The 23,516-nt window shown below is 74.1% G+C and carries 23 protein-coding genes; 14 read left to right on the top strand and 9 right to left on the bottom strand.

Going from position 1 to position 23,516, the window contains the following annotated elements; translation table 11 throughout:
- Window positions 1–34 precede the first annotated feature (34 nt).
- The 4 genes from J5Y04_RS05725 to J5Y04_RS05710 all read left to right on the top strand — a co-directional run bounded on the left by J5Y04_RS05725 (window position 35) and on the right by J5Y04_RS05710 (window position 4,167).
- Complete coding sequence (locus J5Y04_RS05725; RefSeq protein ID WP_148640539.1) at window positions 35–976, top strand: carbohydrate ABC transporter permease; 942 nt, start codon at window positions 35–37, stop codon at window positions 974–976.
- A gap of 97 nt (window positions 977–1,073) precedes the next feature.
- Window positions 1,074–1,934 (top strand): carbohydrate ABC transporter permease, encoded by an 861-nt coding sequence (locus J5Y04_RS05720; protein WP_209411070.1) that lies wholly within the window; start codon window positions 1,074–1,076, stop codon window positions 1,932–1,934.
- Between the two features lie 250 nt (window positions 1,935–2,184).
- Window positions 2,185–3,606: a GH1 family beta-glucosidase gene (locus J5Y04_RS05715; protein ID WP_245204360.1), complete on the top strand. Its 1,422-nt coding sequence runs from the start codon at window positions 2,185–2,187 to the stop codon at window positions 3,604–3,606.
- Window positions 3,607–3,687: 81 nt separating this feature from the next.
- Window positions 3,688–4,167: a hypothetical protein gene (locus tag J5Y04_RS05710; protein WP_245204359.1), complete on the top strand. Its 480-nt coding sequence runs from the start codon at window positions 3,688–3,690 to the stop codon at window positions 4,165–4,167.
- A 183-nt stretch (window positions 4,168–4,350) separates the two neighbouring features.
- Here the strand turns inward: J5Y04_RS05710 and J5Y04_RS05705 are convergent, their stop codons facing one another.
- On the bottom strand, window positions 4,351–5,514 hold the full coding sequence (locus J5Y04_RS05705) for a permease (protein ID WP_209410724.1): 1,164 nt from the start codon (window positions 5,512–5,514) through the stop codon (window positions 4,351–4,353).
- 158 nt (window positions 5,515–5,672) lie between these two features.
- Between J5Y04_RS05705 and J5Y04_RS05700 the strand changes: the two genes are divergently transcribed.
- Genes J5Y04_RS05700 through J5Y04_RS05690 form a run of 3 tightly spaced genes read left to right on the top strand, consistent with a single transcriptional unit; the run spans window position 5,673 to window position 8,559 of the window.
- Window positions 5,673–7,085, top strand: a complete 1,413-nt coding sequence (locus J5Y04_RS05700) for a TerD family protein (protein ID WP_209410723.1) — start codon at window positions 5,673–5,675, stop codon at window positions 7,083–7,085.
- Between the two features lie 34 nt (window positions 7,086–7,119).
- Window positions 7,120–7,812, top strand: a complete 693-nt coding sequence (locus J5Y04_RS05695; RefSeq protein WP_209410722.1) for an AIM24 family protein — start codon at window positions 7,120–7,122, stop codon at window positions 7,810–7,812.
- Window positions 7,813–7,842: 30 nt separating this feature from the next.
- Window positions 7,843–8,559, top strand: a complete 717-nt coding sequence (locus J5Y04_RS05690; RefSeq protein ID WP_209410721.1) for an AIM24 family protein — start codon at window positions 7,843–7,845, stop codon at window positions 8,557–8,559.
- A 51-nt stretch (window positions 8,560–8,610) separates the two neighbouring features.
- Here the strand turns inward: J5Y04_RS05690 and J5Y04_RS05685 are convergent, their stop codons facing one another.
- Complete coding sequence (locus tag J5Y04_RS05685) at window positions 8,611–9,153, bottom strand: hypothetical protein (RefSeq protein ID WP_209410720.1); 543 nt, start codon at window positions 9,151–9,153, stop codon at window positions 8,611–8,613.
- A 257-nt stretch (window positions 9,154–9,410) separates the two neighbouring features.
- Between J5Y04_RS05685 and J5Y04_RS05680 the strand changes: the two genes are divergently transcribed.
- On the top strand, window positions 9,411–10,718 hold the full coding sequence (locus tag J5Y04_RS05680; protein WP_245204358.1) for a YncE family protein: 1,308 nt from the start codon (window positions 9,411–9,413) through the stop codon (window positions 10,716–10,718).
- Window positions 10,719–10,836: 118 nt separating this feature from the next.
- Here the strand turns inward: J5Y04_RS05680 and J5Y04_RS05675 are convergent, their stop codons facing one another.
- Window positions 10,837–11,721, bottom strand: coding sequence for an MBL fold metallo-hydrolase (locus J5Y04_RS05675; protein ID WP_209410719.1), 885 nt, complete (start codon window positions 11,719–11,721; stop codon window positions 10,837–10,839).
- A 525-nt stretch (window positions 11,722–12,246) separates the two neighbouring features.
- Here J5Y04_RS05675 and J5Y04_RS05670 point away from each other — a divergent pair.
- Window positions 12,247–12,897 carry a DUF4190 domain-containing protein gene (locus tag J5Y04_RS05670; protein WP_209410718.1) on the top strand — a complete coding sequence of 217 codons (651 nt, stop codon included), beginning with the start codon at window positions 12,247–12,249 and terminating at the stop codon, window positions 12,895–12,897.
- 225 nt (window positions 12,898–13,122) lie between these two features.
- Here the strand turns inward: J5Y04_RS05670 and J5Y04_RS05665 are convergent, their stop codons facing one another.
- From J5Y04_RS05665 to J5Y04_RS05650, 4 genes are all read right to left on the bottom strand, one after another.
- A complete protein-coding gene (locus J5Y04_RS05665) occupies window positions 13,123–13,542 on the bottom strand; it encodes an SsgA family sporulation/cell division regulator (RefSeq protein WP_209410717.1) in 420 nt (139 codons plus the stop codon).
- 576 nt (window positions 13,543–14,118) lie between these two features.
- The gene (locus tag J5Y04_RS05660) at window positions 14,119–14,652 is read right to left on the bottom strand and encodes a flavodoxin domain-containing protein (RefSeq protein WP_209410716.1); all 534 of its coding nucleotides are present in this window, start codon (window positions 14,650–14,652) and stop codon (window positions 14,119–14,121) included.
- Between the two features lie 201 nt (window positions 14,653–14,853).
- On the bottom strand, window positions 14,854–15,759 hold the full coding sequence (locus J5Y04_RS05655; RefSeq protein ID WP_209410715.1) for a universal stress protein: 906 nt from the start codon (window positions 15,757–15,759) through the stop codon (window positions 14,854–14,856).
- A gap of 52 nt (window positions 15,760–15,811) precedes the next feature.
- Window positions 15,812–16,693: a universal stress protein gene (locus J5Y04_RS05650; protein WP_209410714.1), complete on the bottom strand. Its 882-nt coding sequence runs from the start codon at window positions 16,691–16,693 to the stop codon at window positions 15,812–15,814.
- Window positions 16,694–16,974: 281 nt separating this feature from the next.
- On the opposite strand from J5Y04_RS05650, the gene J5Y04_RS05645 reads away from it, so the two are divergent.
- The 4 genes from J5Y04_RS05645 (at window position 16,975) to J5Y04_RS05630 (ending at window position 19,998) form a co-directional block, all read left to right on the top strand.
- Window positions 16,975–17,580, top strand: coding sequence for a hypothetical protein (locus J5Y04_RS05645; protein WP_209410713.1), 606 nt, complete (start codon window positions 16,975–16,977; stop codon window positions 17,578–17,580).
- Window positions 17,581–17,718: 138 nt separating this feature from the next.
- Window positions 17,719–18,435: a response regulator transcription factor gene (locus J5Y04_RS05640; protein ID WP_209410712.1), complete on the top strand. Its 717-nt coding sequence runs from the start codon at window positions 17,719–17,721 to the stop codon at window positions 18,433–18,435.
- Between the two features lie 204 nt (window positions 18,436–18,639).
- Window positions 18,640–18,918 (top strand): SHOCT domain-containing protein, encoded by a 279-nt coding sequence (locus tag J5Y04_RS05635; RefSeq protein WP_245204357.1) that lies wholly within the window; start codon window positions 18,640–18,642, stop codon window positions 18,916–18,918.
- A 93-nt stretch (window positions 18,919–19,011) separates the two neighbouring features.
- Entirely contained in the window at window positions 19,012–19,998 is a 987-nt protein-coding gene (locus J5Y04_RS05630; protein ID WP_209410710.1) for a hypothetical protein, read from the top strand.
- 69 nt (window positions 19,999–20,067) lie between these two features.
- Here J5Y04_RS05630 and J5Y04_RS05625 read toward each other — a convergent pair whose 3' ends face one another.
- A complete protein-coding gene (locus J5Y04_RS05625; RefSeq protein WP_209410709.1) occupies window positions 20,068–20,835 on the bottom strand; it encodes a GNAT family N-acetyltransferase in 768 nt (255 codons plus the stop codon).
- Between the two features lie 143 nt (window positions 20,836–20,978).
- On the opposite strand from J5Y04_RS05625, the gene J5Y04_RS05620 reads away from it, so the two are divergent.
- Complete coding sequence (locus J5Y04_RS05620) at window positions 20,979–21,395, top strand: hypothetical protein (RefSeq protein WP_209410707.1); 417 nt, start codon at window positions 20,979–20,981, stop codon at window positions 21,393–21,395.
- Between the two features lie 121 nt (window positions 21,396–21,516).
- Here J5Y04_RS05620 and J5Y04_RS05615 read toward each other — a convergent pair whose 3' ends face one another.
- Window positions 21,517–23,259, bottom strand: coding sequence for a GAF domain-containing protein (locus J5Y04_RS05615; protein WP_209410705.1), 1,743 nt, complete (start codon window positions 23,257–23,259; stop codon window positions 21,517–21,519).
- Window positions 23,260–23,516 lie beyond the last annotated feature (257 nt).

The following is a 23,516-nucleotide window of genomic DNA, read 5'->3' as shown; positions in this document are numbered from 1 at the left end:
CAGTCCCGACGAATCCACCACGAAGACACCGCCCATGGCCACCGTCTCCTCCGCCCGCCTGCCCGCCACCGGGCCGGCGAAGGCCCGCACCCGTCGCGCCGGCCGGCTCGCGCCGTACGGCTTCCTCGCCCCGTTCTTCGGCCTCTTCGCCGCCTTCGGACTCTTCCCCCTCCTCTACACGGCGTACGTCTCGCTGCACCGCGTCGAGTTGCAGAGCGCCGACCGGATGGACTGGCTGGGCCTGCAGAACTACTCCCGCCTGCTGGCCGACCCGTTCTTCTGGAACGCGCTGCGCAACACCTTCACCATCGGCGTGCTCTCCACCGTCCCGCAGCTGCTGATGGCCCTCGGCCTGGCGCACCTGCTCAACTACCGGCTGCGCGGCCGCACCTTCTTCCGGGTGGCGATGCTGCTGCCGTACGCGACCTCGGTGGCCGCCGCCACCCTGGTCTTCGCCCAGCTCTTCGGGCGTGACTACGGCCTGATCAACTGGGTGCTCGGCCAGGTCGGGCTCTCCCCGGTGGACTGGCAGGCCGGCACCTGGGCCTCGCAGTTCGGCGTCTCGGCCATCGTCACCTGGCGGTGGACCGGCTACAACGCGCTCATCTACCTGGCCGGCATGCAGGCCATCCCCGGCGAGCTGTACGAGTCGGCCGCGGTGGACGGCGCCTCCCGGTGGCAGCAGTTCCGGCACGTCACCGTCCCCGGCCTGCGCCCGACGATCGTCTTCACCGTGGTGGTCTCCACCATCGGTGCCACCCAGCTGTTCGGCGAACCGCTGCTCTACGAGGGCAACTCGCGCGGCGGGATCTCCCACCAGTACCAGACCCTCGGCCTCTACCTGTACGAGCAGGGCTGGAGCTTCTTCCACCTGGGCCGGGCGGCCGCCGTCGCCTGGGTGATGTTCCTGCTGATCGTCGTACTCGCCCTGCTGAACGCGGCCGTCGCCGCCCGGCGCAACCGTACGGACCGGTGATCCCGTGACGCTCCTGCGACCGACCCCCCGACTGCGACCGACCCCCCGACTGCGACCGACCCCCCGACTGCGACCGACCCCCCGACTGCGGCCGGCCCTGCGTCCGCGGTCCGCCTCCCGGCTTCGGCCGGCCCCCCGTTCGCCGCTGCACGGCGGCCCGCTCGCCTACGCGGTGCTGATCGCCGCGACCGTGGTGTTCGCCTTCCCGTTCTACTGGACGCTGGTGGCCGCCAGCCGGTCTAACGCCGAACTCAGCTCGGCCACACCGGCGTTGACCCCCGGACCGAACCTGCTGCACAACATCGGCGAGGCCCTCCAGCAGGCGGCGATCGGCGAGGCGCTGCTGAACTCGCTGATCGTGTCGGCCACCGTCACGGCCGGGGTGGTGCTCTCCTCCACGCTGGCGGGCTTCGCCTTCGCCAAGCTGCGGTTCCGCGGCCGCGGGCTGCTGCTGGGCGTCACCGTCGCCACGATGATGATCCCGCCGCAGCTCGGCGTGATCCCGCTCTTCATGCTGATCGTCCGGCTCGACCTGCAGAACACCCTGCCCTCGGTGATCCTGCCCTCGCTGGTCTCGGCCTTCGGGGTGTTCTTCATGCGGCAGTACCTGGTCCAGGCGCTGCCGGACGAGCTCGTCGAGGCCGGGCGCGTCGACGGCGCCTCGCTGCTGCGGATCTTCCGCTCGATCGTGCTGCCGGTGGCCCGGCCCGGTATGGCGGTGCTGGGCATGCTGACCTTCATGGCCACCTGGAACGACTTCTTCTGGCCGGTCGTCGCCCTCAGCTCCCAGAACCCGACCGTGCAGGTGGCGTTGAAGTCGCTCGGCCAGGGGTACGTACCCGACCAGTCGATCGTCCTGGCCGGCACCCTGATCGGCACGCTCCCCGTGTTGCTCGTCTTCGGCCTGCTGGGCCGCCAGATCGTCGGCGGCATCATGCAGGGCGCCGTCAAGGGCTGAGCCCGCGTCCGCCCCCGAGCCGGTGAGCGCGCACCAGCGACTCCGGGCCAGCAAGCGTGCACTAGCGACCCAGGAGCAGCAAGCGTCCGAACCAGTAAGCGCCCGAACCAGCGACCCTGAACCAGTACCGCGAACCAGCGACCCTGAACCAGTACCGCGAACCACCAACCGCGAGCCAGTACCGCGAACCACCAACCGCGAGCCAGTAATGGCGACCCGCAGCTGCGAACCAGCGACCCCGGAAGGCGACATGACCGACCAAGCCCCGCCCCTCGCGTTCCCCGCCGACTTCCTCTGGGGCGCGGCCACCGCCGCGTACCAGATCGAGGGCGCGGCCGACGAGGACGGCCGGACCCCGTCCATCTGGGACACCTTCAGCCGGACGCCCGGAAGGGTCCGCAACGGTGACACCGGTGACATCGCAACCGACCACTACCACCGCTACCGCGACGACGTCGCACTGATGGCCGAACTCGGCCTGCCCGCCTACCGGTTCTCGCTCTCCTGGCCGCGCATCCGGCCCGGTGGCAGCGGTTCGGCCAACAAGGCCGGCCTCGACTTCTACGACCGGCTGGTGGACGAGCTGCTCGCCCACGGCATCGCGCCGGTCGCGACGCTCTACCACTGGGACCTCCCACAGGAGTTGGAGGACGCGGGCGGCTGGACGGCCCGGATCACCGCCGACCGCTTCGCCGAGTACGCCGCGCTGGCCGCCGGCCGCCTGGGTGACCGCATCGCCACCTGGACGACGCTCAACGAGCCCTGGTGCAGCGCCTTCCTCGGCTACGGCAGCGGCGTCCACGCCCCGGGGCGCGCCGACCCGGCCGCGGCCCTCACCGCCCACCACCACCTGCTGCTCGCCCACGGCCTGGCCGTCGGCGCCCTGCGGGCCGAACTCCCGCCCACGGCGAGGGTTTCGCTCACCCTCAACCTGGCCGCCGTCCGCCCGCTCACCGACGACCCGGCCGACCGGGAAGCGGCCCGGCGGATCGACGGCCTGGCCAACCGGATCTTCCTCGACCCGGTCTTCCACGGCCGGTACCCGGCCGACGTGCTCGCCGACACCGCGCACGTCACCGACTGGTCCTTCGTCCGGGACGGCGACCTCGCGGAGATCTCCCGCCCGCTGGACTCCCTCGGCATCAACTACTACACCCCGACCGTGGTCGCCGCCGACGACCCGGCCGGCCCGGCCCCCCGCCAGGACGGCCACGGCGGCGGCGAACGCTCCGCCTGGCCGGCCGACCACGGCATCCGCTTCCTGCCCGCCGAGGGCGAACGCACCGCGATGGGCTGGCCGGTGGACGCCGAGGGCCTGTACGAACTGCTCACCCGGCTGCGCGACGAACTGCCCGGTCTGCCCCTGCTGGTCACCGAGAACGGCGCCGCCTACGACGACTACAGCGACCCGTCGGGCGCCGTCCACGACCCCGAGCGGATCGCCTACCTGCACGCCCACCTCACCGCCGTCCACCGTGCGATCGCCGCCGGCGTGCCCGTGCGGGGCTACTTCCTCTGGTCCCTCCTCGACAACTTCGAGTGGGCGTACGGCTACGGCAAGCGGTTCGGCATGGTCCACGTCGACTTCGCCTCCCAGCGGCGCACCCCCAAGGACAGCGCCCGCTGGTACGCCGAGGTCGTCCGCTCGGGCACGCTCCGGCCCCCGGTCTGAGCGCGCCGGCGCAGCGGTCCGGCCGGAGGAGAGCCGAAAATCCACTGGCGCGGGCCGGCCCGGTTGGCCAGGCTGCGGCGCATGGACTGGATGCCCCTGCTCTCCACGCTCACCGGCGCCGGTATCGGAATCGCCGCCACCCTGATCGCCGACCGCACCCGCTGGCGGCGCGAGCAGGCCCGGCACGCGCTGGACGTGCGGCGCGAGGCGTACACGGAGTTCGTCTCCGCGCTCAAGGCGGCGGGTGAGGAGATCCGGGCCGTGGCCCTCGGCGACCACCGGTCCGAGGCGGCGCGGGACGCGGCCGTGCGGGAGGCCTTCCGCAGCACCGGTCTGTACACGGCGAGCGAGCGGCTCTGGCTCGTCGGGCCGACGCCGGTCGTCACGGCGGGCAACGAGGCCTTCCTCAGCCTGCGCCGGCTCCGTGACGCCTACGCCCGCGGGGTGGGCGTCGGCTCCGTCGAGGACGCGCCGCTGATCGCCCAGCGCCGCACCGCCATGGCCCGGATGCGCGGCCTGATGCGCGAGGACCTCGGCATCGGGCCGCTGGGCTTCGAGTGACTCCGTACCCCGGCGCGCGCCGCCCGGGCGCCCGTACGACCTCGCCGCCTCCGCCCCGGTGACGGCACGAACCGCCCGGGAGCGTCGCCGGCCGCCGCGTGGAGGCGCGCCGGGCTCAGGGCCGGGGTCCGCCCGGGGACAGGGCCGGGGCAGGGCCGGCCGCCGCCCGGGGCAGGGCCGGGCTCAGGGCCGGGTGCCGGGGTCCTCGTGCCGGGAGCCGGGAGACCCGCCCATCATCGGGAGCATGGCGCGGCCGCCGGTGCGCAGGAACCGGATCACCAGGGCGGCGGCCAGGGCGAGGAAGAGGATGTTGAGAAAGGTGGTGTAGTTCCAGGAGACGCCTTCGGTCGGCACCTTCGCGGTGGCGGGGTCCGGGACGAGGCCGAGCGCGCCGAAGACGAGCTCGACGACGTAGCCGGCGACGACCATGGCGACGTAGAAGGTGACGAGGAGGAAGACCGCCGTCCTGCGGCCGTAGTACTTCCGGTAGATGTTGAGGATCGGCAGGATCAACAGGTCGGCGAAGATGAAGGAGACGACGCCGCCGAAGCTGATTCCCCCGGTCCAGAGCACCACGGCGAGCGGGACGTTGCCGATCGAGCAGACGAAGGACAGCATCGCCACCACCGGGCCGATCAGCGGGCCCCACAGCTTGGCGGCGACCGGGTGTCCGGCGAAGAAGAAGGAGTGCCAGAACGAGTCCGGGACCCACGCGGCGATCGCCCCGGCGATCAGCAGCCCGAGGACCAGGTCCCGGAGGATCGCGGCCCACTCCATGACGAACACGTGGGAGACCGAGGTGTAGCCCTCACGGGAGAAGAGCCGCGCGGCGAACGATCCCTCGCGCTGCACCGACATGTCCATCGCCGCGTGGCCCTCCATGGAGCCGGCCCGCCCCTTCCCGGCCTGGTGGCGGGCCTCGCGCAGCAGGTGCTCGGGGAGGAACCGTCGGAACAGCACCGCCAGCACCGCGATCATGACGGGGCCGCCGACGAACTCGGCGGCGGTGAACTGCCAGCCCATCAGCAGTGCCAGGATGATGCCGAGTTCGACGACCAGGTTGGTGGAGGCGATCTCGAACGCCATGGCCGCGGTGAAGTCGGCGCCCTTGCGGAACAGGGACCGGGCCAGCGCGACAGCGGCGTAGGAGCAGGACGAGGAGGCCGCCCCCAGCCCGGCGGCGCGGGCGAGTGTCCGGGGGCGGTCGTCGCCGAGCACCGAGACGATCGTGGACCTGCGCGCCACGGCCTGGACGCCGGCCGACAGGACGAAGCCCAGAATCAGGGCCCAGGTGATCTCCCAGGTCATCGAGCCGGTGATCGACAGGGCGTGCAGGATCGCGTTCATCCCGTCAGCCTTCCGCGGCCGGACCGGCTGCGGGCACCGGACACACCGGAACGCCTGGTCAACGGCAACCGTCCGCCTTTCTGGTTCGTCCGAACGGGGTGGGGTAGGGTCGCCAGGACCACGCCCGTCACAGCCAGGGGGAGGGCCGGTTCGGCGCTATGACCAGGGAACTCGTCAAGGCCTCGCGCGTGCGCATAGCCGACCTGACACCGGGGACCGACCTCTATCTCGGGGTGTACCTGAGCGCGCCGGGCCTGGTGTTCGACATCAGCTGCTTCGGGCTGGACGCCGAGGAACGGCTCAGCGACGACCGCTACTTCGTCTTCTTCAACCAGCCCGCCAGCCCCGAGGGCTCGATCCGCCTGCTGGGCGCGCAGTCCGGTGACACCGAGGCGTTCCGGGTGGTGCTGCCGGACGTCCCGCCGGCCATCCACCGGCTGAGCCTGACGGCGACCATCGACGGCGACGGGCGCATGGCACAGGTGGCCTCCGGGTACGTCCGGCTGGTCGCGGACGGCGTGGAGGTCGGCCGCTACTCGTTCACCGGAGCGGAGTTCAGCACCGAGCGTGCGGTGATGCTGGCGGACGTCTACCGGCGGAACGGGGAGTGGCGCTTCACCCCGGTCGGCCAGGGCTTCGACGGAGGCCTGCGGGCGCTGCTGGAGAACTTCGGCGGCGAGGCGATCGAGGACGGGCCGGAGGCGGCCCAGGCACCGGCGGCTCAGGAACCCGTCGTGCCGGTGCCGACCGTTCAGTCGCCCGTCGCGCCGGCGCCCACCGTTCAGTCACCCGTCGTGCCCGCGCCGACCGTTCAGGTGCCCGTCGTGCCGGCGCCCGCCGGTGAGGCCGCGGCCGTCCGGCTGCCGCCCCCGCCCCCGCCGGGCGTGCCGCCGGAGCCGCCCGCGCGGCCGGGAGTCCGGATCAGCCTGGTGAAGTACGCCGAGGTCCCCGAGCAGAGCGGCTGGGTGCAGCAGAACGACCACCTCGTCCGCTACACCCTCACCAAGGGGCAGGACGTCCTCGCCCTGCACGGCAGCATGGTGGCCTACCAGGGCCGGGCCGAGTTCGCCCACGAGAGCTCCGGGGTGCTGCGCAAGCTGACGGGCAACCTCACCGGGCAGACGCTGAAGCTGATGCGGGTGACCGGCGAGGGCCAGGTGTTCCTGGCCGACGAGGCGAGTCACCTCCACACGGTGCGGCTGGAGGGCGACGCGATCTGTGTCAGCTCCGACCGGGTGCTGGCCTTCGACGCGCACCTGGAGCACGAGGTCCGCCGGATCGAGGGCGAGGGCCTGCCGAACGGGGGCTTCTACACGCTCCAGTTCAGCGGTCACGGCACGGTCGTGGTGAAGACCAACGGCATCCCGGTGGTGCTTCCGGTCACCCCCGGGCCGGAGACGTACGCCGACGTCCACGCACTGGTCGCCTGGTCGCGCGGAGCACAGGTGATCACCACGGCGCCGGTGCGGATCCGGCGCTCCGCCTACGCGGGGCACGCCGCGGAGTCGTACAGCCTTCAGTTCAGGGGCGGGCCGGGCAACTTCATCGTGGTCCAGCCGTTCGAGGTGTGAGCCGGGCTGAGAGCCCCGGGCAAGGAGGTCGGGAATGGAGCGGCAGCTGCTGTCGGGCACGTACCTGGAGGGCTGCACGGCCGTACCGGCCACGGCCCGGATGGCCAACCACGGCGGTGCGATGTGCAGGGTCGCCGTGACGAGCGGGCAGGACGTGCTCGCCAAGGCGGGCGCGATGGTGGCCTACGACGGCTTCCTCCAGTACGAGCCGGTGTCGCAGTCGTTCCGCCGCACGCTGGGCGAGTGGGCGTCGGGCGAGCGCACCCCGCTGCTGCGGTGGTTCGGGGACGGCACGCTCTACCTGGCCGACTTCGGCGCGGACGTGCTCAACCTCCAGCTCGACGACGAGTCGCTGTCGGTCAACGGCTCGCACCTGCTGGCCCTGGACTCGTCGCTGGGCTGCACCGTCGAGAAGGTGAAGGGGCCGGCGCTGCTGGCCGGCACCGGCCTCTACAACGTGACGGTGAGCGGCAGCGGCTGGGTGTCGGTCACCTCCCGCGGCGTTCCGGTGGTGCTGGACTGCGCCGAGGCCGAGACCTACGTCGACCCGGACGCGCTGGTCGCCTGGACGACGGGGCTCGAGATCAAGACCCGGCGGACCCTCAAGGTCGGCGCGCTGATCGGCCGGGGCAGCGGCGAGGCGGTGCAACTGGGCTTCAGGGGCTCGGGGTTCGTCGTCGTCCAGCCCAGCGAGGACACGTCCGACCGACTCAAGATCCGCGGCTGAACAGCCCGCAGCTGAGGAGCAACGAGCACCGTGCAGAGTCCCCTTCTCGACCACACCGCCCTCGTCGGCGACGAGCGCTTCGCCCTGCAGAACCCGCAGCTGCTGCGGGTCTCGCTGGACGGGCGGGCCGAGGTGCTGGCGCGTACCGGCGCGATGGTGGCGCACACCGGCCGGGTCCGGTTCACCGCTTGGAGGCCGCCCCGCAGTCAGCGCAACCAGCAGGGCGGCCAAGCCGGGTGGCGGGGTGGCGCCGGCGCGGCGCAGCCCGCCGCCCTGGACCTGATGCGCTGCACCGGCACCGGCACGGTCTACCTGGCCAACCTCGCCCAGCACCTGCACATCCTGGAGCTGCAGCGCGACCGGCTGACGATCACCAGCAACTACGTCCTCGCCCTCGACGCCGGCATCGCGTGGCAGGCGGTCGGGATCGAGGGCGGGGAGCGGATCTCCGGCGTCGGCAGCCGCAGCCTGGAACTGTCGGGCCGCGGCACGGTGGTGGTGATGACCTCGGGCCGGCCGCTGGTGATGCCGGTCCGGGCGGGCGAGTACGTCTACGCGGACGCGGACGCCGTGGTCGGCTGGTCCTCGGCGCTGGAGGTGCAGCTCCAGGCGCAGAGCGCCAACACGGAGGCCTGGCGCCGGCGCGGCACCGCGACCGAGGGGTGGGAGCTGTCGTTCACCGGTGACGGCTTCGTCATCGTCCAGCCCAGCGAGCTGCTGCCGCCGCAGCGCGTGCCGCTGCGCTGACCCCGCAGGAGCGGTGCCGCGCGCTCACCGCAGGAGCGGTGCCGTGCGCGCTCACCGCCGCCGGGTGAAGCCGCCTTCGACCAGGTAGAAGTCCGCGTCCCCCCGGACGGGCACCTCGCACCTGGCGGCGGCGGGCGGGGCGGTCGGGTCGTCGTAGCGCGGGATGCGCCAGCCGACCCGGCGGTGGCCGCTGTCGTCGGTGTAGAAGCTGAAGGCGGTCTCGGGGTGCCAGGAGTCCCTCTGCGTGGGCTGGGGCCGGCCGGGCGGCATGGTGATGGTCAGTGACGAGACCGTCCCGGTGAGGGCCGTGGTGGAGCCCCTGGTGATCAGGCAGTCGACGTCGATCTCGGCGTTCACGACGCCCCCCTCGGGGAACTCGTGCCGGATCGTGGCGTGCCCCCGTGCCTCGGTCGAGCCCGTGGTGCTGCCGGGCCGGTGCCGGGAGTGGGCGTCGACGAGGAGGGTGAGCCGGTCGTCCTTGGGGACGGGGCCGGTCGTGTCGAGCCGTGCCCACCCCCGCAGGTCCGCGTTCGGGCCGGCCGCCGCCGAGGCGGCCGGGGCCGCGAACACCGCCGCGGCGGTCAGGACCGCCATGCCTGCGAATATCCTACGCATCGTCACATCTCTTTCATTTGGCGTGCTTTGCTCTTCCGGCCGCCGGGGCCGTGATTCAAAGATCGCAGCGGCCGGGCGCCCCGGTCCTCCGTCGTGGGAACGGTCCCCCTCACCCGTGCGGGGGAGGAAAGCTCTTGCTGACGTCTTGTCAGGAAGGAGGCCTGTCTCTACCGTCGAGTAACACCATCGGGCGAACCCTCGTCCCGGGCCCTGCTCGCACCCGCGAAGGAGCGGCGATGTCTCACGCCAGACCCCGGCCGGACTCCGGTTCCCACCGCAACCCCCGCCGCACCAGAGCCATCGGCGCCCTCGCCGCAGTCGCCGTCCTGTCCCTTGCCGCCGCAGCCCCGGCGGGCGCGGCGGGTGCGGCAGGTGCGGCCTCCGAGCGGACGGAGGGGCTGCGCGAGGTGCTGTTCGTGGGCAACAACTGGGACGGCACCGCGGACGTCATCCACTCCAGCGGCGACCTGGCCCGGATCGGCCGCCTCAACGTCGTCCCCGACAAGGACCAGCGGCTCGCCGAGATCTACCTCAACCCCGTCAAACTCGCCTACTTCCTGGGCATCCGCCTGGGCCCGGGGGAGGGGCACGACCAGTTCGTCGACGACATGTACTCCACCCCGGACGGGTCCGCGGTGGTCGTCTCCCGCCCGAGCTTCGCCGACGTCGTCTCCCTCGACGTCGCCACCGGCCGGATCAACTGGCGCTTCCCCGTGTCGGGTTACCGCTCCGACCACATGGCGCTCTCCCCGGACGGCACCCGGGTGGCGGTCTCCGCCTCCACCTCCAACACGGTCCACGTGCTCGACGTCCGCACCGGTGCACAGCTCGGCTCCTTCGCGACCGGCGACAAGCCCCACGAGAACCTCTTCACCGACGGCGGGCGGCGGATCTGGAACATGTCCATCGGCGAGGTCAACACCGCCCTCGACGCCCCGTGGCTGGACTGGACGAAGGGCGACCGCCGGATCACCGTGGTCGACGCCGACACCTTCGCACAGGTCAAGGTCATCGACATGCGGGAGCGGCTCGACGCCGCCGGCCGCTCGGACCTCTCCGACGCGGTCCGCCCGGCCGCCTTCACCCCCGACGGGTCGACGCTCTACTTCCAGGTGTCCTTCTTCAACGGCCTGGTCGAGTACGACGTCGCCACCGACCGGATCACCCACATCAAGACGCTGCCGAAGAACCCCGCGACCAGCGAGGACCGCACCACCTGGGTCAACGACTCACGCCACCACGGGCTGTCGGTGAACCCGGCCGGCGACAAGCTCTGCGTCGCCGGCACCATGGACGACTACGCGACGGTGGTCGACCGCGCCACCCTCCAGGAGGGACCGCTGGTGCCCGCCTCGAAGCCCTACTGGGCCACCGTCAGCGGCGACGGCAAGTCCTGCGTGATCTCCGAGAGCGGCGCCGACCAGGTCACCGCGATCGACTTCGCGACCGGACGGAAAACCGCCTCGGTGCCGGTCGGCGACCACCCGCAGCGCGTACGCCTCGGCCACGTGCCGGCCGGCTGGACCGGCCCCTCGGCGCGGTGACCACGGGCGCGGCCCGGGCGCGGGCCCTCGGCCCGGTTCCTCGCCGGGGCGCCGGGTCGCCGCACCCGGGTTCCGGTAAGCCTGCTGCCGCCACGCCTGGTCTCGGCATCTGCTGCCGCTACGCCCGGTAGACGATCAGGAAGTCGTCGTAGACGTGCCGCCCGGGCCGGCCGGCCACCTCGCCGAGCGCGCGGCGGATGTCGTGCAGCTGGCCGACCGTCATCTGCAGCGGCGGCTCGTCGGGCTGGTAGGTGTAGCGGATCGGGTAGTCGACGCCGGGCTCGTTGGTCATCTCGATGTGGCAGCCGAGCACATGGCTGACCGGGTGGGCGTCCGCGAAGGCGATCAGCCGGTCGACGGTCGCGACGTAGGCGTCCCAGTCGGCGACGTACAGGCGGCCCGGGTAGACGGTGTCACCGGTGAGCAGGAAGCCGGTGAACGGGTCGTAGTAGGTGATCGCCGCCGCGTGGTGGCCGGGGCTGGCCAGGCACGTCAGGACCCGGCCGCCGAGGTCGAGCAGGGCCGGCGTGCCGGGATCGTCACCCAGGCCGAGGAACTCCCGGACGGTGTCCAGCGCGGCGTCCACCACCACCGTGTTCGGCCGGCCGGCGAACTGGGCGTCCCCCGCGACGTGGTCGCCGTGCCCGTGGCTGTGCAGGACGAGCAGCTGGTAGCCGGCGCGCGGGTGGCGGGCGAGCCAGTCCGTGACCAGCCCGTCGACGACGCGCCGCAGCGGGAAGTACTCGGGGGAGGCGGTGGCGCCGGTGTCGATCAGGACTGCGCGCTCGTCGCCGAACAGCAGGAAGAGGAACGGGGCCTCGTAGTTGACCGCCTTGTTCTGCCGCAGGATGACGGTGTGCTCGTCGTAGTGGTGGACCTGGAGCTCGGGGTCGGTGTTGTGCTTCGCCGACTCGGAGCCGTGGATCCAGCGCACGTCGAGCGAGCGCCGCGCGGCCTGCGCGGCCGGGTCCGAGAAGTCCACCGGGATCGGGCCGGAGGTCATGCGCGTTCTCCCGTCAACGGGCTCCACGCCGGGCGGGATGGCCGGTTGCCGCCCCCGTCCGGCGTCGGCTCGGCAGTGAGCCGCCCTGGCGAACCTACCAGGCACCCGCCGCCCGCCCCGCCGCCCGCCCCGGTCCTGCCCCGGTCCTGCCCTGGCGGCCAACTCCCCGGCCCTTCAGGGCGATGCTCGTGGGCCCCGAGCCCCGGGGCCGTCCTGGGCGGTGTGCGGGCGGTCCTCGGGCGGAACGCGGATGATCTGTAGTCATATGATCCGCTATATTCGCCGCGCGGCCCGTGGGGAGCGGGCGCCTCCGCCTACCTCACCGGGAATCCAGCCACCGTGTCGCAGCCTCTCGACGATCCGTCCTCCGCCGTGCCCGCACCCCCGGCGGAGGCCGCAGGCCCCGCCGTACCGCCGCCGGGCCCGGCCGACCCCTTCGCGCCGCCACCGGCCGGGCCGACGGCCTACGGCCCGGGCGCCCACGGATGGCCGCCGAACGCGCCGGGCCAGCCGGTACGGAAGCGCTTGAGCGGACTCGCCGTCACCTCGCTCGTGCTCGGCGTCCTCGGGTTCGTCCCGCCGCTGTCACTGGTGTCGTTCGGGTTCTCCATCGGCGCCTTCCGGCGGATCTCGCGCCGCAGCCAGCGCGGCTTCGGCCTCGCCGTCGGAGGGCTCGTGTTCTCCTGCTTCTGGGGGCTCGTCACCGTCGCGGTGGCGGTGCTCCTCGCCTTCGTCTTCCACGACCTCTCGTCGGGCCCCGAGCGAGGCCCGGACGGCCGGCCGAAGTACGCCGGGCCGGCGGGCCAGTGGTACCTGAAGGCGGGCGACTGCGCCACCGACTACCTGTCGCCGAGCCGCGACCACGACCCGGACGACTACCAGGTCGTCCCGTGCGACCAGCCGCACCGGTACGAGGTGTTCGCGGTGGTCCACATCCCCGGCGGGGCCTCCTACCCCGGAGTGGACGCCGTCAGCGAGACCGCCGAGCGGCTCTGCCAGGAGCGGCAGAGCGGCACGGAGCGGCCGCGGGGCGCCGGCATGGGCATGTCCTACCCGTCGGCGGCCGCCTGGTGGGTGCCCGGCGACCACGAGGCGCTCTGCTACTACAGCTCGGCGACGGAGTGGACCGGCCCGGTCAAGCCGGCCACCCCGACCGGCACTCCGACGACGGTCTGACCGCACCCCGGCGACGGCCCGACCGCCGCCGTCACGAGCGCGGTGACGGGGCGTCCGGAACCGCGCTCGTGTCGCCACTCGGGCGATCCCGATGTCCTGGATCCGTGTGCCCAGGCCGGCCCGCGCGGCCGGACGGGTCCGCGGACCCGGATACCTGAGCGGTCGGTCCGCAGAGCCGGCCCGCCGCCCGGACGGCGTGTCGAGGGCTCGGGCACGAGCGTGCGATCAGTCGTCGAGAAGCCGGTCGACCGCGGCGTCGATGTCGAGGTGGCGGCTCTCCGAACCGGCGGGCACCAGCGCGAACGAGTCGGCGAGGAACGCGGCGACGGCGTCGGCCGGAGCACTGAGCACCGCCCTGCCGACGGGCCCCTCCAAGGTGATCAGCACCTCGCCCGCGCACCCGGGACACACCTTCACGTCCCCGCTTCCGGCCGGGGCGTGGCGTCCCTCGTCCAGCAGCTCACGGCTGAAGTACCAGCACACCTGGGGATCGCTGCCCGTGCAGTTGCACCCGGCCAGGGGGAACGAGAGGCACGCCGCGTAGGGGAGGCCGGGGTCGAAGCTGAGCTGCGCGTCCACCGCGACGTCGGGCAGCGGGCTGTCGGGGAACGTGACGGGCAACGGGTGAACGGCGGACCTCGGCATCGGTTCGTCCTCCTGGGGCGCTGCGCCGGCCCCCGGTGGGCCGACCTCACCCGGGCGCCTACCCGGTACCCGGCGTACCAGTCGGCAGGTCCGGAACCTCCACAACTCCTCTGCACGGAGCATGCGTTGTCGAAGCCATGGCCGAGGCACCGGCGATCCGGTCCGGCCGGTGACGACCCGGGCCGGTGACGACCGGGGCCGGTGACGACCAGGCCCGTGACCACCGGGGCCGGTGACGACCGGGGCCGGTGACGACCGGGGCCGGTGACGACCCGGGCCGGTGCGCGGCGTCAGTAGGGCATCGGGCGACCGGACGGGGTCCGCAGGTCGAGCGGGGGACGCGGCTGCGGGCGGGCCGGGTGCTTGGCGATCCTGATCCGTTCCATCGCGATCACCTTCTCGGGGAGGACTCCACCATGGCCCGGAGCCCGGCACAGGTCCCAGAGGCCGCGGCCCCCCGTTCGGGGACGGGCCAGGACCCCTCGCGGGTGGGGCGTCCGGCCCATGCGCACGGGCACCCGCGGGACCGCCGCCAGCCGCGGGTCGCGGGTCCCGCCCCGGCCTTCGCCGCAGGCCTCACACCAGTGCGGCGCCCCAGGCACGGGCCCGGTCGAGCTCGCCCTCGCGGAGCGGGCCGTCGCCGTCCTCGACGATGAAGCCCTCGGGTTCGGCGACCACGTCGTAGTGGTGGCGGGAGAGCCGCTGGGCGATGCCCGCGGCCGCGCCGCCGCTGCCGGGCGAGGCTCCCCGGGTGTCGAAGGCCGCGGCGTGCGTGCCGTGCTCCGTCTTGGGGAGCTGGTGGAACCAGTTGCGCAGGCCCGGGCCCTCGGCGGTCTCGTGCGCCTCGTGGGCGGCGTCCTCGTGCCCTTCCTTCTTCGCCTCGGCCATGGCGGCCATCCGGCGGCTGAGCCCGGAGGACATGCCGCGCATGTGGGTGGGACCCCCGACCACCAGGAGGTCCGCCGTCCGGGCGACGTCGGCGTCCGCCCGGGCGACCGGGAGGCAGTCGACCGACGCCTGGGGGTCGGCCTGGTGGACACCCTCGGCGATGGCCTCGGCGATCTCGCGGGTGTTGCCGTACATGCTCTCGTACACGATCACGGTGTGCATGGCTCTCACCTCTCGTCACCTGTCGTCACCACCAGGCTGCCGCGCCGTGCGGGCCGGCGGCGTGGGCCGTTCGGCCCGGCCGGGCCGCCGAACGGTCCCGGGCGGGATCACCGGGCGAGGTCACCCGGGAGGGACCACCCTGAAGACGTCACCCCGTAGACGTCACCCGGCACCGGGCCCCTGGCCCGCGCGCCGCCGGGCTCAGTCGTGCGGGACGACGGCGACCGGGCAGCGGACGTGGTGGATCGCGGCGTGGGCCACCGAACCCAGGTGCGCACCCAGCGGCGACCTGCGGAGCCGACGGCCGATCACGACCAGCCCGGCCGCCGCCGAGGTCTCCACCAACGCCGCGGCGGCGCTGCCCTGGACGAGGTCGGGCACCACCTCGACCCGGGGATACCGCGACCGCCAGGGTGCCAGGAGGTCGGCGAGGCGCCCCGTCTCGACCGTCGACTGTTCCTGGTCGAAGGCGCCGATCGCGTCCAGCGCCATGTGGCTGCTGGTCCGTGGCGACCAGGCATGGACGACCCGCAGCGGCGTCGGGCGCCGGTCGGCGACCGCGAAGGCGAACGCCAGGACGGCGTCGGCCGGGTGGTCGAGGTCCACCCCGGCGACGACCTCCCGACCCGCGTCGTCGTCCCCGTCCCCGCCGTCCCCGCTGCCGTCCTTGCCGTCTCCGCCCTCGCTGTCACTCCCGCCGTCTCCCGCCCGGACCAGCACCACCGGGCAGGTGGCCCTGCGCAGCACCTGGTGGCTCACCGAGCCGACCAGGAAGCCGCGCACCGTGCTCAGTCCGCGCGACCCGAGCACCAGCAGGGAGGCGGTCTGTCCGGCGGCCTCCAGCGCCTCGGCCGGGTCCTTGTGGACGTGTGCCGAGGTCACCTCCAGGCCGGCGAGTTCCGCCCGCAGGTCGGCCTCCCGGGCGGCCAGCCGCTGACGGCTCAGGGTGATCGCCTCGTGCGTCCCGACCACGTCGGTGCTCGGCCACGGCCAGGCCTGGAGGATCTCCAGGGGGAGCCCCTGGCGCAGCGCCTCCCGGGCCGCCCATCCGGTGGCGGCGAGGCTCTCGGGCGAGCCGTCGAAACCGACGACGACGGGTCCGTTCATGGGTTCCTCCGGTAGTCGGACGGGACCGCGGGGGCGGCGGGCGGGGGTGGACTCACTTCCCGTCGTCCGGGGGAGTGGGCACGGTGACGACCGGGCAGTGGGCGCGGTGGAGCAACCCGTGCGGCACGGAGCCGAGCCGCATGCCGGTGAAGCCGCCGTCGCCCCGGCGGCCGACGACGACGGCGAGCGCGTGCTCGGACGCCTTCGCCAGCTCCTCGACGGGGTGCCCGTGGACCACCTCGTGGGCCACGTGGACCTCGGGGTGGAGCCCGCGGGGGCCTGCGGTGGCCTCGACGAGCAGCCGCCGGAGCTCCTGCTCGGTGCTCTGCGGATCGACGCGGCCGATGGCCGGGCGGTGCCACACCTGGACAGCGCGCAGGTCGGCGTGCCGCTCCGCGGCGAGGCCGATGGCGACGTCCACGGCGGCGGCCGACGACGCGCTGCCGTCCACCCCGACCACGACGTACGGGGACTCCTGGGTGACGTGCTCGGGCTCGCGGACGACGACGACCGGGCAGTGGGCCTGGGCGCTGACCGGGACGGTCACCGAGAAGGTGCTCAGCACCTCCTCCATCCGGCTGAGCCGCCGCGTGCCGAGGACGACGAGCCCGGCGCGGGCGGACTCCCGGCACAGTGCCAGCGCCGGCACCTCCTCCGCGACGACGGTGGACACGTCGAGGTCGGGGTGCCGCTCGCGGGCCGCCGCCGCGGCCCGGTCGAGGGTCTCGTAGGCCTGCTCGCGTCGCCTCGCGCGGCGGCGTTCCTCGTCGAGCGCGTGGAAGTCCTGGGGCGGGACGGCGTGCACCAGGAGCAGTGGAAGTCCCCGCCGGGCGGCCTCGTCGGCCGCCCACGCGGTCGCCATCGGCCCGGGGGCCGCGGCGTCGACGCCGAGGACGACCGGACGGCCCCGGCCGTCCGAACTCGCGGCTGTCATGGTTCCTCCACACGGGCTCGGCGAGCGGACGGGGGCCACGTCGGCCCGCTCCTGACCTCCCACGCTAGGCAGGCCCGCCGCCCGCCGCCCGCCGCCCGCCGCCCGCCGCCCGCCGCCCGCCGCCCGCCGCGCAGGCGGGCAGGCGGGCAGGCACGCACGCAGGCGGGCGCGGGCCGGAGGGCCCGGGGACATGGCCCACTCGGCCCTGCGGCGGCGGCCCCCGAGGGGGGACACTGGGGCCACGACCGGCCGCGCCAGGTCCGGTCCCGAGGAGGTGCGCCATGCCCGCCCAGCAGCTCCCGGCCACGCACACGACCCTCAGACGACACGTTCGCCGCGCCACGGGCCGGGACCGGAATGCGCTCTGCCGTCCGCTCGACCGGGCCTACAGCCGGCTCGTGACCGCACTGGCGCTGGTCCTGGCGGCCGCGGCCGCGGTGTCCGTCTGGGCGGCGCTGCTGGTGTACCGGACGGAGACGCACACCGCCGCCGCGTCGGCTCGGCACCGCCACGCCGTCACCGCGGTGACGACCGGCCCGGCCTGGTCGGACGATTTCCGGGCCGGGGCTCCGCGAGCGCAGGCCGAGGCCCGCTGGGAGTATCCGGCGGGGCCCGGGAGCGGCGCGATCCACGTGCAGGCCGGAACGCCCGTCGGCACGTCCGTCCCGATCCTGCTCGACGACTCCGGGAAACCCGCGGCCGCTGCCAGGAGCACCGGGCTGATCGCCTCGGACGCCGTGCTCGTCGGCCTCGGCACGGGGGCGATGCTCGCGACGGCGACGGCCGGTGCGTACGAGGCCGGGCGCCGCACCCTGGACCGGAGGGCCGAGCGGAGTTGGGAGCCCGACTGGGAGCGGGTGGAGCCGCATTGGTCCGGCCGCGGCTGACCGGACCGGCTGCCGCTGACCGGACAGCCGCCACCGGCCGACCTGCCGGGGGCGGGCCCGACCGGCCCGCCGGTGCACGGGGCGGGCGGGGCGCGCAGAATCGGGGAGGGGACGGCCGGGCTATCCAGGGAGCAGGCGATGGACGCGACGGAGTCCGCGGGGCCGGAGCAGACCGTGCGGGTGTTCCTGCTGGACGACCACGAGGTGGTCCGGCGCGGCGTGCGCGACCTGCTGGAGGCCGAACCCGACATCGAGGTCGTCGGCGAGGCCGGCACCTGCGCGCAGGCGTTGGCCCGGGTCCCGGCGCTGCGTCCGGACGTCGCCGTCCTCGACGTGCGGCTGCCGGACGGCGACGGCGTCAGCGTCTGCCGGGAGCTGCGGGACGCGCTGCCCGGGCTGGCCTGCCTGATGCTCACCTCGTTCGATGACGACGACGCGCTGCTCGACGCGATCATGGCCGGCGCGTCCGGGTACGTGCTCAAGCAGGTCAAGGGCGCCGACCTGGTCAGCGCGGTGCGCACGGTGGCCTCGGGCCAATCCATGCTGGACCCGGCCACCACCCGCAAGTTGATGGAGAGCCTGCGCCATCACGACGAGAGCGCGACCGACGTGGCACTCGCCCGGCTGACACCGCGCGAGCGGGAGATCCTCGCGCTGGTGGGGGAGGGCAAGACCAACCGGCAGATCGGCCAGGAGCTCTACCTCGCCGAGAAGACGGTGAAGAACCACGTCTCGCGGCTGCTCGCCAAACTGGGCGTGGAGCGACGCCTCCAGGCCGCCGTCCTGGCCGCGCACGCCGACGCCGACCACGGGGGAGGCGCGCACACCGAGGCACCACAGCACCACCGGCCGTGAGCTCCCGCGCGCCCGACGAGGCCCCCGCGCCCGACGCGAGCCCCCGCGCCCGCGCCCGACACCGCGCCCGCGCCTGACGGCCCCCGGGATTGAGCCGAACGGCCCAAGCGCCCACCCCGCCCCCGGCCGCACGGTGGTGGTGAGGGGGAAAGCCTCACCGGCCCGGCCGAGGAGCCCACGATGATGTACTGGAACGATCACGGTATGAGCGGCTGGGGATTCGGCCTGATGACCGTGAGCATGCTGCTCTTCTGGGGTCTGCTGGTCTTCGGCGTGGTGGTCCTGGTCCGGTACGTCGGCCACGCCTCCCAGCACCACCCGGCGGCCCCGCCCCCTGCCGCACCGCCGTCGGCCGCACCGCCGGCCGAGCGGCCCACGCCGGAACGGCTGCTCGCCGAGCGCCTCGCCCGCGGCGAGATCGAGCCGGAGGAGTACCGCCGACGCCTGGACGTGCTCCGCGGCGACCCGCCCGCCGTCGGTTGACGGCTGACGGCTGACGGCTGAGCGCGGACCGGTGACCGCGACGGCCGCCGGCCGACCGCGAACCGCTGAAGGCACGCACCCCTGGAGACGGCCATGCCCACCCTCACCCTCGACGCCGCCGCGCTGGAGAAGCTCGTGTCCGCAGCGGTCGCCGCACCCTCCCTCCACAACAGCCAGCCCTGGCGCTTCCGGCTCCAGCCGGAGACCTCGACCCTGGAGGTCCGCGCCGCCCGCGAGCGCGCCGTCCCGGCCGCCGACCCCCAGGGCCGCGCCCTGCACATCTCGGTCGGCGCGGCACTGCTCAACCTGCGCGTCGCCGCCCGCCACCTCGGCTGGGCACCGGACGTGCGCCTGCTTCCCGACCCGGCCGAACCGGACCTCTTCGCCGCCGTCCGGCTGGACGCCCCGGCGCCCGTCCGGCTCCCCGGCACGGACCAGCTGTACGAGGCGGTCTGGCACCGCCACACCATCCGCACGCCGTTCACCGAGGACCCGGTCCCGCCCGTCGTCCTCGACGAACTGGTGACGGTCGCACGGGCGGAGGACGCCGTCCTGCACCTCCCCGGCCACGACGAGACGGACCGCCTGCTGGAGCTCACCGCCGAAGCCGAGCGGCGCAACACCACCGACCAGGCCCAGCTCACCGAGAGCCGTCACTGGATCCGCAGCGGGGACGCCGTCCCGTACGGCATCCCCGCCACCGCCCTCGGGCCGCAGGACCGGGCGGGCCGGCTGCCGATGCGGGACTTCGCGGCCATCCGGCCGGCCGAGCACCGCACCCCCGCCACCTTCGAACGCGAGCCGCGGATCGGCGTCCTCGCCACCGACCGCGACGAGCCCGCGGACTGGCTGCGCGCCGGCCTCGCCCTGGAGCACGTGCTGCTCACCGCCACCGTCCACGGCGTCCGCGCCTCGCTGCTCCACCAGGCGATGGAGTGGCCCTACCTGCGCTGGGCCGCCCGCGAGCCGCACCTGCGCCCCGGCCACGTCCAGATGCTGATCCGCCTCGGCTACGGTCCCGAGGGCGCGCCCACGCCGAGGCTGGCCACCGCCGACGTGCTGGAGGACCCGGAGGCGTAGGCACCGCCCGCCGGGGCGCCCTCGGCCCCGACCGCCCTCGGCCCCGACCGCCCTCGGCCCCGACCGCCGTCAGCCGCCGACGGACAGCTCGTGGTAGCGGCCGACCGTCTCGAAGCCGAGCGCCGTGTAGAGCGCGACCGCCGCCGGGTTGGCCGCCTTGACGTTGAGGGCGACGTGATCGGCCGTGCCGACGAGGCGCCGGCAGAGCTCCGCGACCACGGCCTTGCCGATGCCCCGGCCACGGGCACGCGGGTGCGTGGTCACGTTGCCCAGGGCGGCTATGCGCTGCTCGGGCGACCACACGTGCACGCCCGCGACGGCGACCAGCTCACCCTTGTCCCGTACGCCGACGTACTGGCCGGTGTCGAGCATGCGCGGGTCGAACCAGTTGCCGGGGTAGGCGGTCTCGTACAGCGCCAGCAGGTCGGGCAGATCGGCACGGGTGAGCTGCTCGCCCCTGGCCTCCTGGCGCAGCAGCCGGTCGTGGTCGGTCAGGGCCATCTTGAGGTGCAGCCCGTTCGACGCCACGTCGAACCGCGAGCCGAGCACGTCCTCGGCCCCCTCGGCGATGTGGGCGTGGAAGCGCCGGGGGAGCAGGACGAGCAGCCCGTCGAGCAACTCCCGCAGCGTGCCCACGTGTTCGGGTCCGTCGAAGGCGAGAAGGGTCGGCAGCCCCGCGCCGTGGTAGACCAACGCGACGCTGTCACCGAGGCGGTACCAGTTCGTCCAGGGCCAGAAGAAGTCGTCGAGGTCGCCCAACTCGTAGGCGTGCAGCGCGGGATCGCGACGCAGCAGGGCGGCCAACTCGGCCCGGTCATGGACGGAAACGGGTATCATCCGGCCGATCCTAAGGGCTGTGCCGCCCTTCCCTCATCCACAACCCTCGTGCGCCATGGCGACCGACAAGGCGGCTGACGGGCCGGATCGGGCACACGAATCCGCTGGGCCCCGCCCGTGGACGACGCGTAGTCTGTCGGACCATGTGCTACCACGCGTTCAACGGCGCCTTCCGGCACTACGTGTGCGTCGGGTGCCGGCTCGCCTTCAAGGGCAGCACGTGGCCGATCCGGAAGCGCATCTGCCCCGGCTGTCGTGAGCCACTCGCTTGCGCGGGCTACGACTTCGCCGCGCCCCGGCGACGCGACACCAAGGCATGGTCCGTCGTTGCGACCGTGCTCGCGGAGGGCCTGACCTATGATCACCGCCCGGGCTGCGGCTGCTCGCGGCTCCCCTCGTTCCGGCCCCGGACCCCAGCGCAGGTGCGTGTCCGGCGGCTCGCCGCCGAGCGGCTGGGCCTGCCCCTGTCGGTAACCCTCGCCCGACGCGACGCCTTCACCCCGGAGAGCCGCGACGAGCAACCACCCTCGCTGTCGGCTCCGAGGCGTGACACGACCTGAGCTCGCGTCGACGCGGAATGCCGGCTGTGGTGCCCTGCTGCGGTGAGCTGTTGCAACCGCGTGTCACCCGCGAGCGCCGGCTGTACCGAGAAGGACCGGACTGCCGGCAGACGCCCCCGGGTCACCGGGCCGGCTGCCCGGAGGTCCCTTCCTCCGCCAGCGGGACGCGCCACTCCAGAGCGGTGCCGCCGCTCTCGGGGCAGGGGCCGGCGGTGAAGGTGCCGCCGAGGGCGGAGGCACGGTCGGCGAGGTTGGCCAGCCCGCTGCGCCGGCCGCCGGCCGGGAGGCCGACGCCGTCGTCCGTCACGGTCAGCGACAGCTCGGTCCCGGCGGTGAGCGTCACCTCGGCCGAGCCGGCGTGCGCGTGCCGGGCGACGTTGGACAGCGCCTCCTCCAGCACCGCGACGGCCGCGTCCGCGATCTCGGCGGGCACGGTGACGTCGAGCAGGCCGGACATCCGCAGGCCGGGGGTGAAGCCGAGGGTCCGGGCGGCCCGCTCGACCACCTCGACCACCCGGCTGCGCAGACCGGTCGCGGCCGGGCCGCTCTCGCGCAGGCGCAGGCCGAAGATGGTGGCGCGGATGGTCCTGGCCGTCTCGTCCAGGTCGTCGATCGCCCGCAGGACGCGGTCTGACGCCTCCGGGTGGTCGATGAAGCGGGTGGCACCCTGAAGGGTCATCCCGGTGGCGAAGAGCCGCTGGATCGCCAGGTCGTGCAGGTCGCGGGCGATCCGGTCGCGCTCCCGCAGCAGCGCCACCTGCTCGGAGTCCCGGCGCCGCTCGGCCAGCTCCATCGCGACGGCGGCCTGACCGGCGAAGCCCAGCAGCGGGCCGGACTCCTCCTCGCCGAACAGCGCCGACCCCGCCGCCCGGGCCAGCATCAGCACGCCGCGCACCCGGTGCTCCGTGGTGCCGATCGGCACCGCCACCGCCGGGCCCAGCCCCTCCCAGCGCGGCGGCCCGGACGTGATCCGGGGGTCCTTGCGCACGTCGGGGCTGACCACCAGCCCGCCCGTGAGGACCGCGGCACCGACGAAGGAGCCGTGCACCGGCAGCACGAGGCCGCGGTGCGCCTGCTCGCCCAGCCCGGCGGCGATCCGCACCTCCAGCGCGCCGCCGTCCGGCAGCGGCAGCGCGACGACGGCGAGGTCCGCGCCGGAGATCCCGGCGGCCCGGGCGACCAGCAGGTCGAGGACGTCCTGTTCCTCCTTCCCCGACAGCAGGGCGTTGGTCACTTCGGCGCTCGCCGCCAGCCACTGCTCGCGCAGCCGCGCCCGCGCGTACAGGCGGGCGTTGTCGATGGCGACCCCGGCGGCGACGGCGAGGGTGGCGAGCACCGACTCGTCCTCGGCGTCGAAGTCGGCGCCGCCGCGCTTCTCGGTCAGGTAGAGGTTCCCGAACACCCTGTCCCGGACCCGGATCGGCACCCCCAGGAAGGAGCTCATCGGCGGGTGGTTGGCGGGGAAGCCGTACGAGGCCGGGTGGTCGGAGATCCGGGAGAGCCGCAGCGGCTCGGGGTGCCGGATCAGCTCGCCCAGCACGCCGTGGCCGGACGGCAGCGCGCCGATCAGCTTGATCCGCTCCTCGCTGACGCCGACCGGGATGAACTGCGACAGCCGCCGGTCCTCCCCGATCACGCCGAGCGCGCCGTACTCGGCGTCCACCAGGGTGACCGCCGCCTCCACGATGTGCTGGAGCGCCTGGGTCAGCTCAAGGTCGCGGCCGACCGCCAGCACCGCCTCCAGCAGGCTGTGCACCCGGTCGCGGGTGCCCCGGGCCGTGTCCAGACGGGCCTGGAGCTCGTCCAGCAGCTCGTCCAGACGCAGCCGTGGTACGGGGGCGGAACTCTCCGATGCGCTGCCCAAGGGATCCTCCCTGGCTCGCCCTACGCCACCGACCAGCCTAGGGCCGGACTTCCGACTCCCGCCTGCCTGGCGTTCGACGACGGGCCCCGGACGGGCCCCCGAACACCCCCGAACACGCCAACGGCCGGCCGGTCGGCTGACCTGTCCGCCCCGCCCGCGTGGGCGTCGCCGTCCGTCGCCGGGGTGTCGCCCTCCGTCGCCCCGGGGTGGTGGTCAGGGCCGGTCGGCCCAGGGCCGGGGCCGCGCGCCCCTGGCGG

The sequence above is a fragment of the Kitasatospora sp. RG8 genome (genome assembly GCF_017813315.1).
Classification (GTDB): Bacteria; Actinomycetota; Actinomycetes; order Streptomycetales; family Streptomycetaceae; genus Kitasatospora.
The sequence above is the reverse complement of the archived record's forward strand: the minus strand, read 5'-3'. Positions and strand labels throughout refer to the sequence as shown.

Excerpts from the sequence above, each read along its gene's own strand:
- J5Y04_RS05725 (WP_148640539.1), top strand. The coding sequence starts at position 35 with ATGGCCACCGTCTCCTCCGCCCGCCTGCCCGCCACCGGGCCGGCGAAG.
- J5Y04_RS05715 (WP_245204360.1), top strand. The coding sequence starts at position 2,185 with ATGACCGACCAAGCCCCGCCCCTCGCGTTCCCCGCCGACTTCCTCTGG.
- J5Y04_RS05710 (WP_245204359.1), top strand. The coding sequence starts at position 3,688 with ATGGACTGGATGCCCCTGCTCTCCACGCTCACCGGCGCCGGTATCGGA.
- J5Y04_RS05705 (WP_209410724.1), bottom strand. The coding sequence starts at position 5,514 with ATGAACGCGATCCTGCACGCCCTGTCGATCACCGGCTCGATGACCTGG.
- J5Y04_RS05700 (WP_209410723.1), top strand. The coding sequence starts at position 5,673 with ATGACCAGGGAACTCGTCAAGGCCTCGCGCGTGCGCATAGCCGACCTG.
- J5Y04_RS05695 (WP_209410722.1), top strand. The coding sequence starts at position 7,120 with ATGGAGCGGCAGCTGCTGTCGGGCACGTACCTGGAGGGCTGCACGGCC.
- J5Y04_RS05685 (WP_209410720.1), bottom strand. The coding sequence starts at position 9,153 with ATGGCGGTCCTGACCGCCGCGGCGGTGTTCGCGGCCCCGGCCGCCTCG.
- J5Y04_RS05680 (WP_245204358.1), top strand. The coding sequence starts at position 9,411 with ATGTCTCACGCCAGACCCCGGCCGGACTCCGGTTCCCACCGCAACCCC.
- J5Y04_RS05675 (WP_209410719.1), bottom strand. The coding sequence starts at position 11,721 with ATGACCTCCGGCCCGATCCCGGTGGACTTCTCGGACCCGGCCGCGCAG.
- J5Y04_RS05665 (WP_209410717.1), bottom strand. The coding sequence starts at position 13,542 with ATGCCGAGGTCCGCCGTTCACCCGTTGCCCGTCACGTTCCCCGACAGC.
- J5Y04_RS05660 (WP_209410716.1), bottom strand. The coding sequence starts at position 14,652 with ATGCACACCGTGATCGTGTACGAGAGCATGTACGGCAACACCCGCGAG.
- J5Y04_RS05655 (WP_209410715.1), bottom strand. The coding sequence starts at position 15,759 with ATGAACGGACCCGTCGTCGTCGGTTTCGACGGCTCGCCCGAGAGCCTC.
- J5Y04_RS05650 (WP_209410714.1), bottom strand. The coding sequence starts at position 16,693 with ATGACAGCCGCGAGTTCGGACGGCCGGGGCCGTCCGGTCGTCCTCGGC.
- J5Y04_RS05645 (WP_209410713.1), top strand. The coding sequence starts at position 16,975 with ATGCCCGCCCAGCAGCTCCCGGCCACGCACACGACCCTCAGACGACAC.
- J5Y04_RS05640 (WP_209410712.1), top strand. The coding sequence starts at position 17,719 with ATGGACGCGACGGAGTCCGCGGGGCCGGAGCAGACCGTGCGGGTGTTC.
- J5Y04_RS05635 (WP_245204357.1), top strand. The coding sequence starts at position 18,640 with ATGAGCGGCTGGGGATTCGGCCTGATGACCGTGAGCATGCTGCTCTTC.
- J5Y04_RS05630 (WP_209410710.1), top strand. The coding sequence starts at position 19,012 with ATGCCCACCCTCACCCTCGACGCCGCCGCGCTGGAGAAGCTCGTGTCC.
- J5Y04_RS05625 (WP_209410709.1), bottom strand. The coding sequence starts at position 20,835 with ATGATACCCGTTTCCGTCCATGACCGGGCCGAGTTGGCCGCCCTGCTG.
- J5Y04_RS05620 (WP_209410707.1), top strand. The coding sequence starts at position 20,979 with ATGTGCTACCACGCGTTCAACGGCGCCTTCCGGCACTACGTGTGCGTC.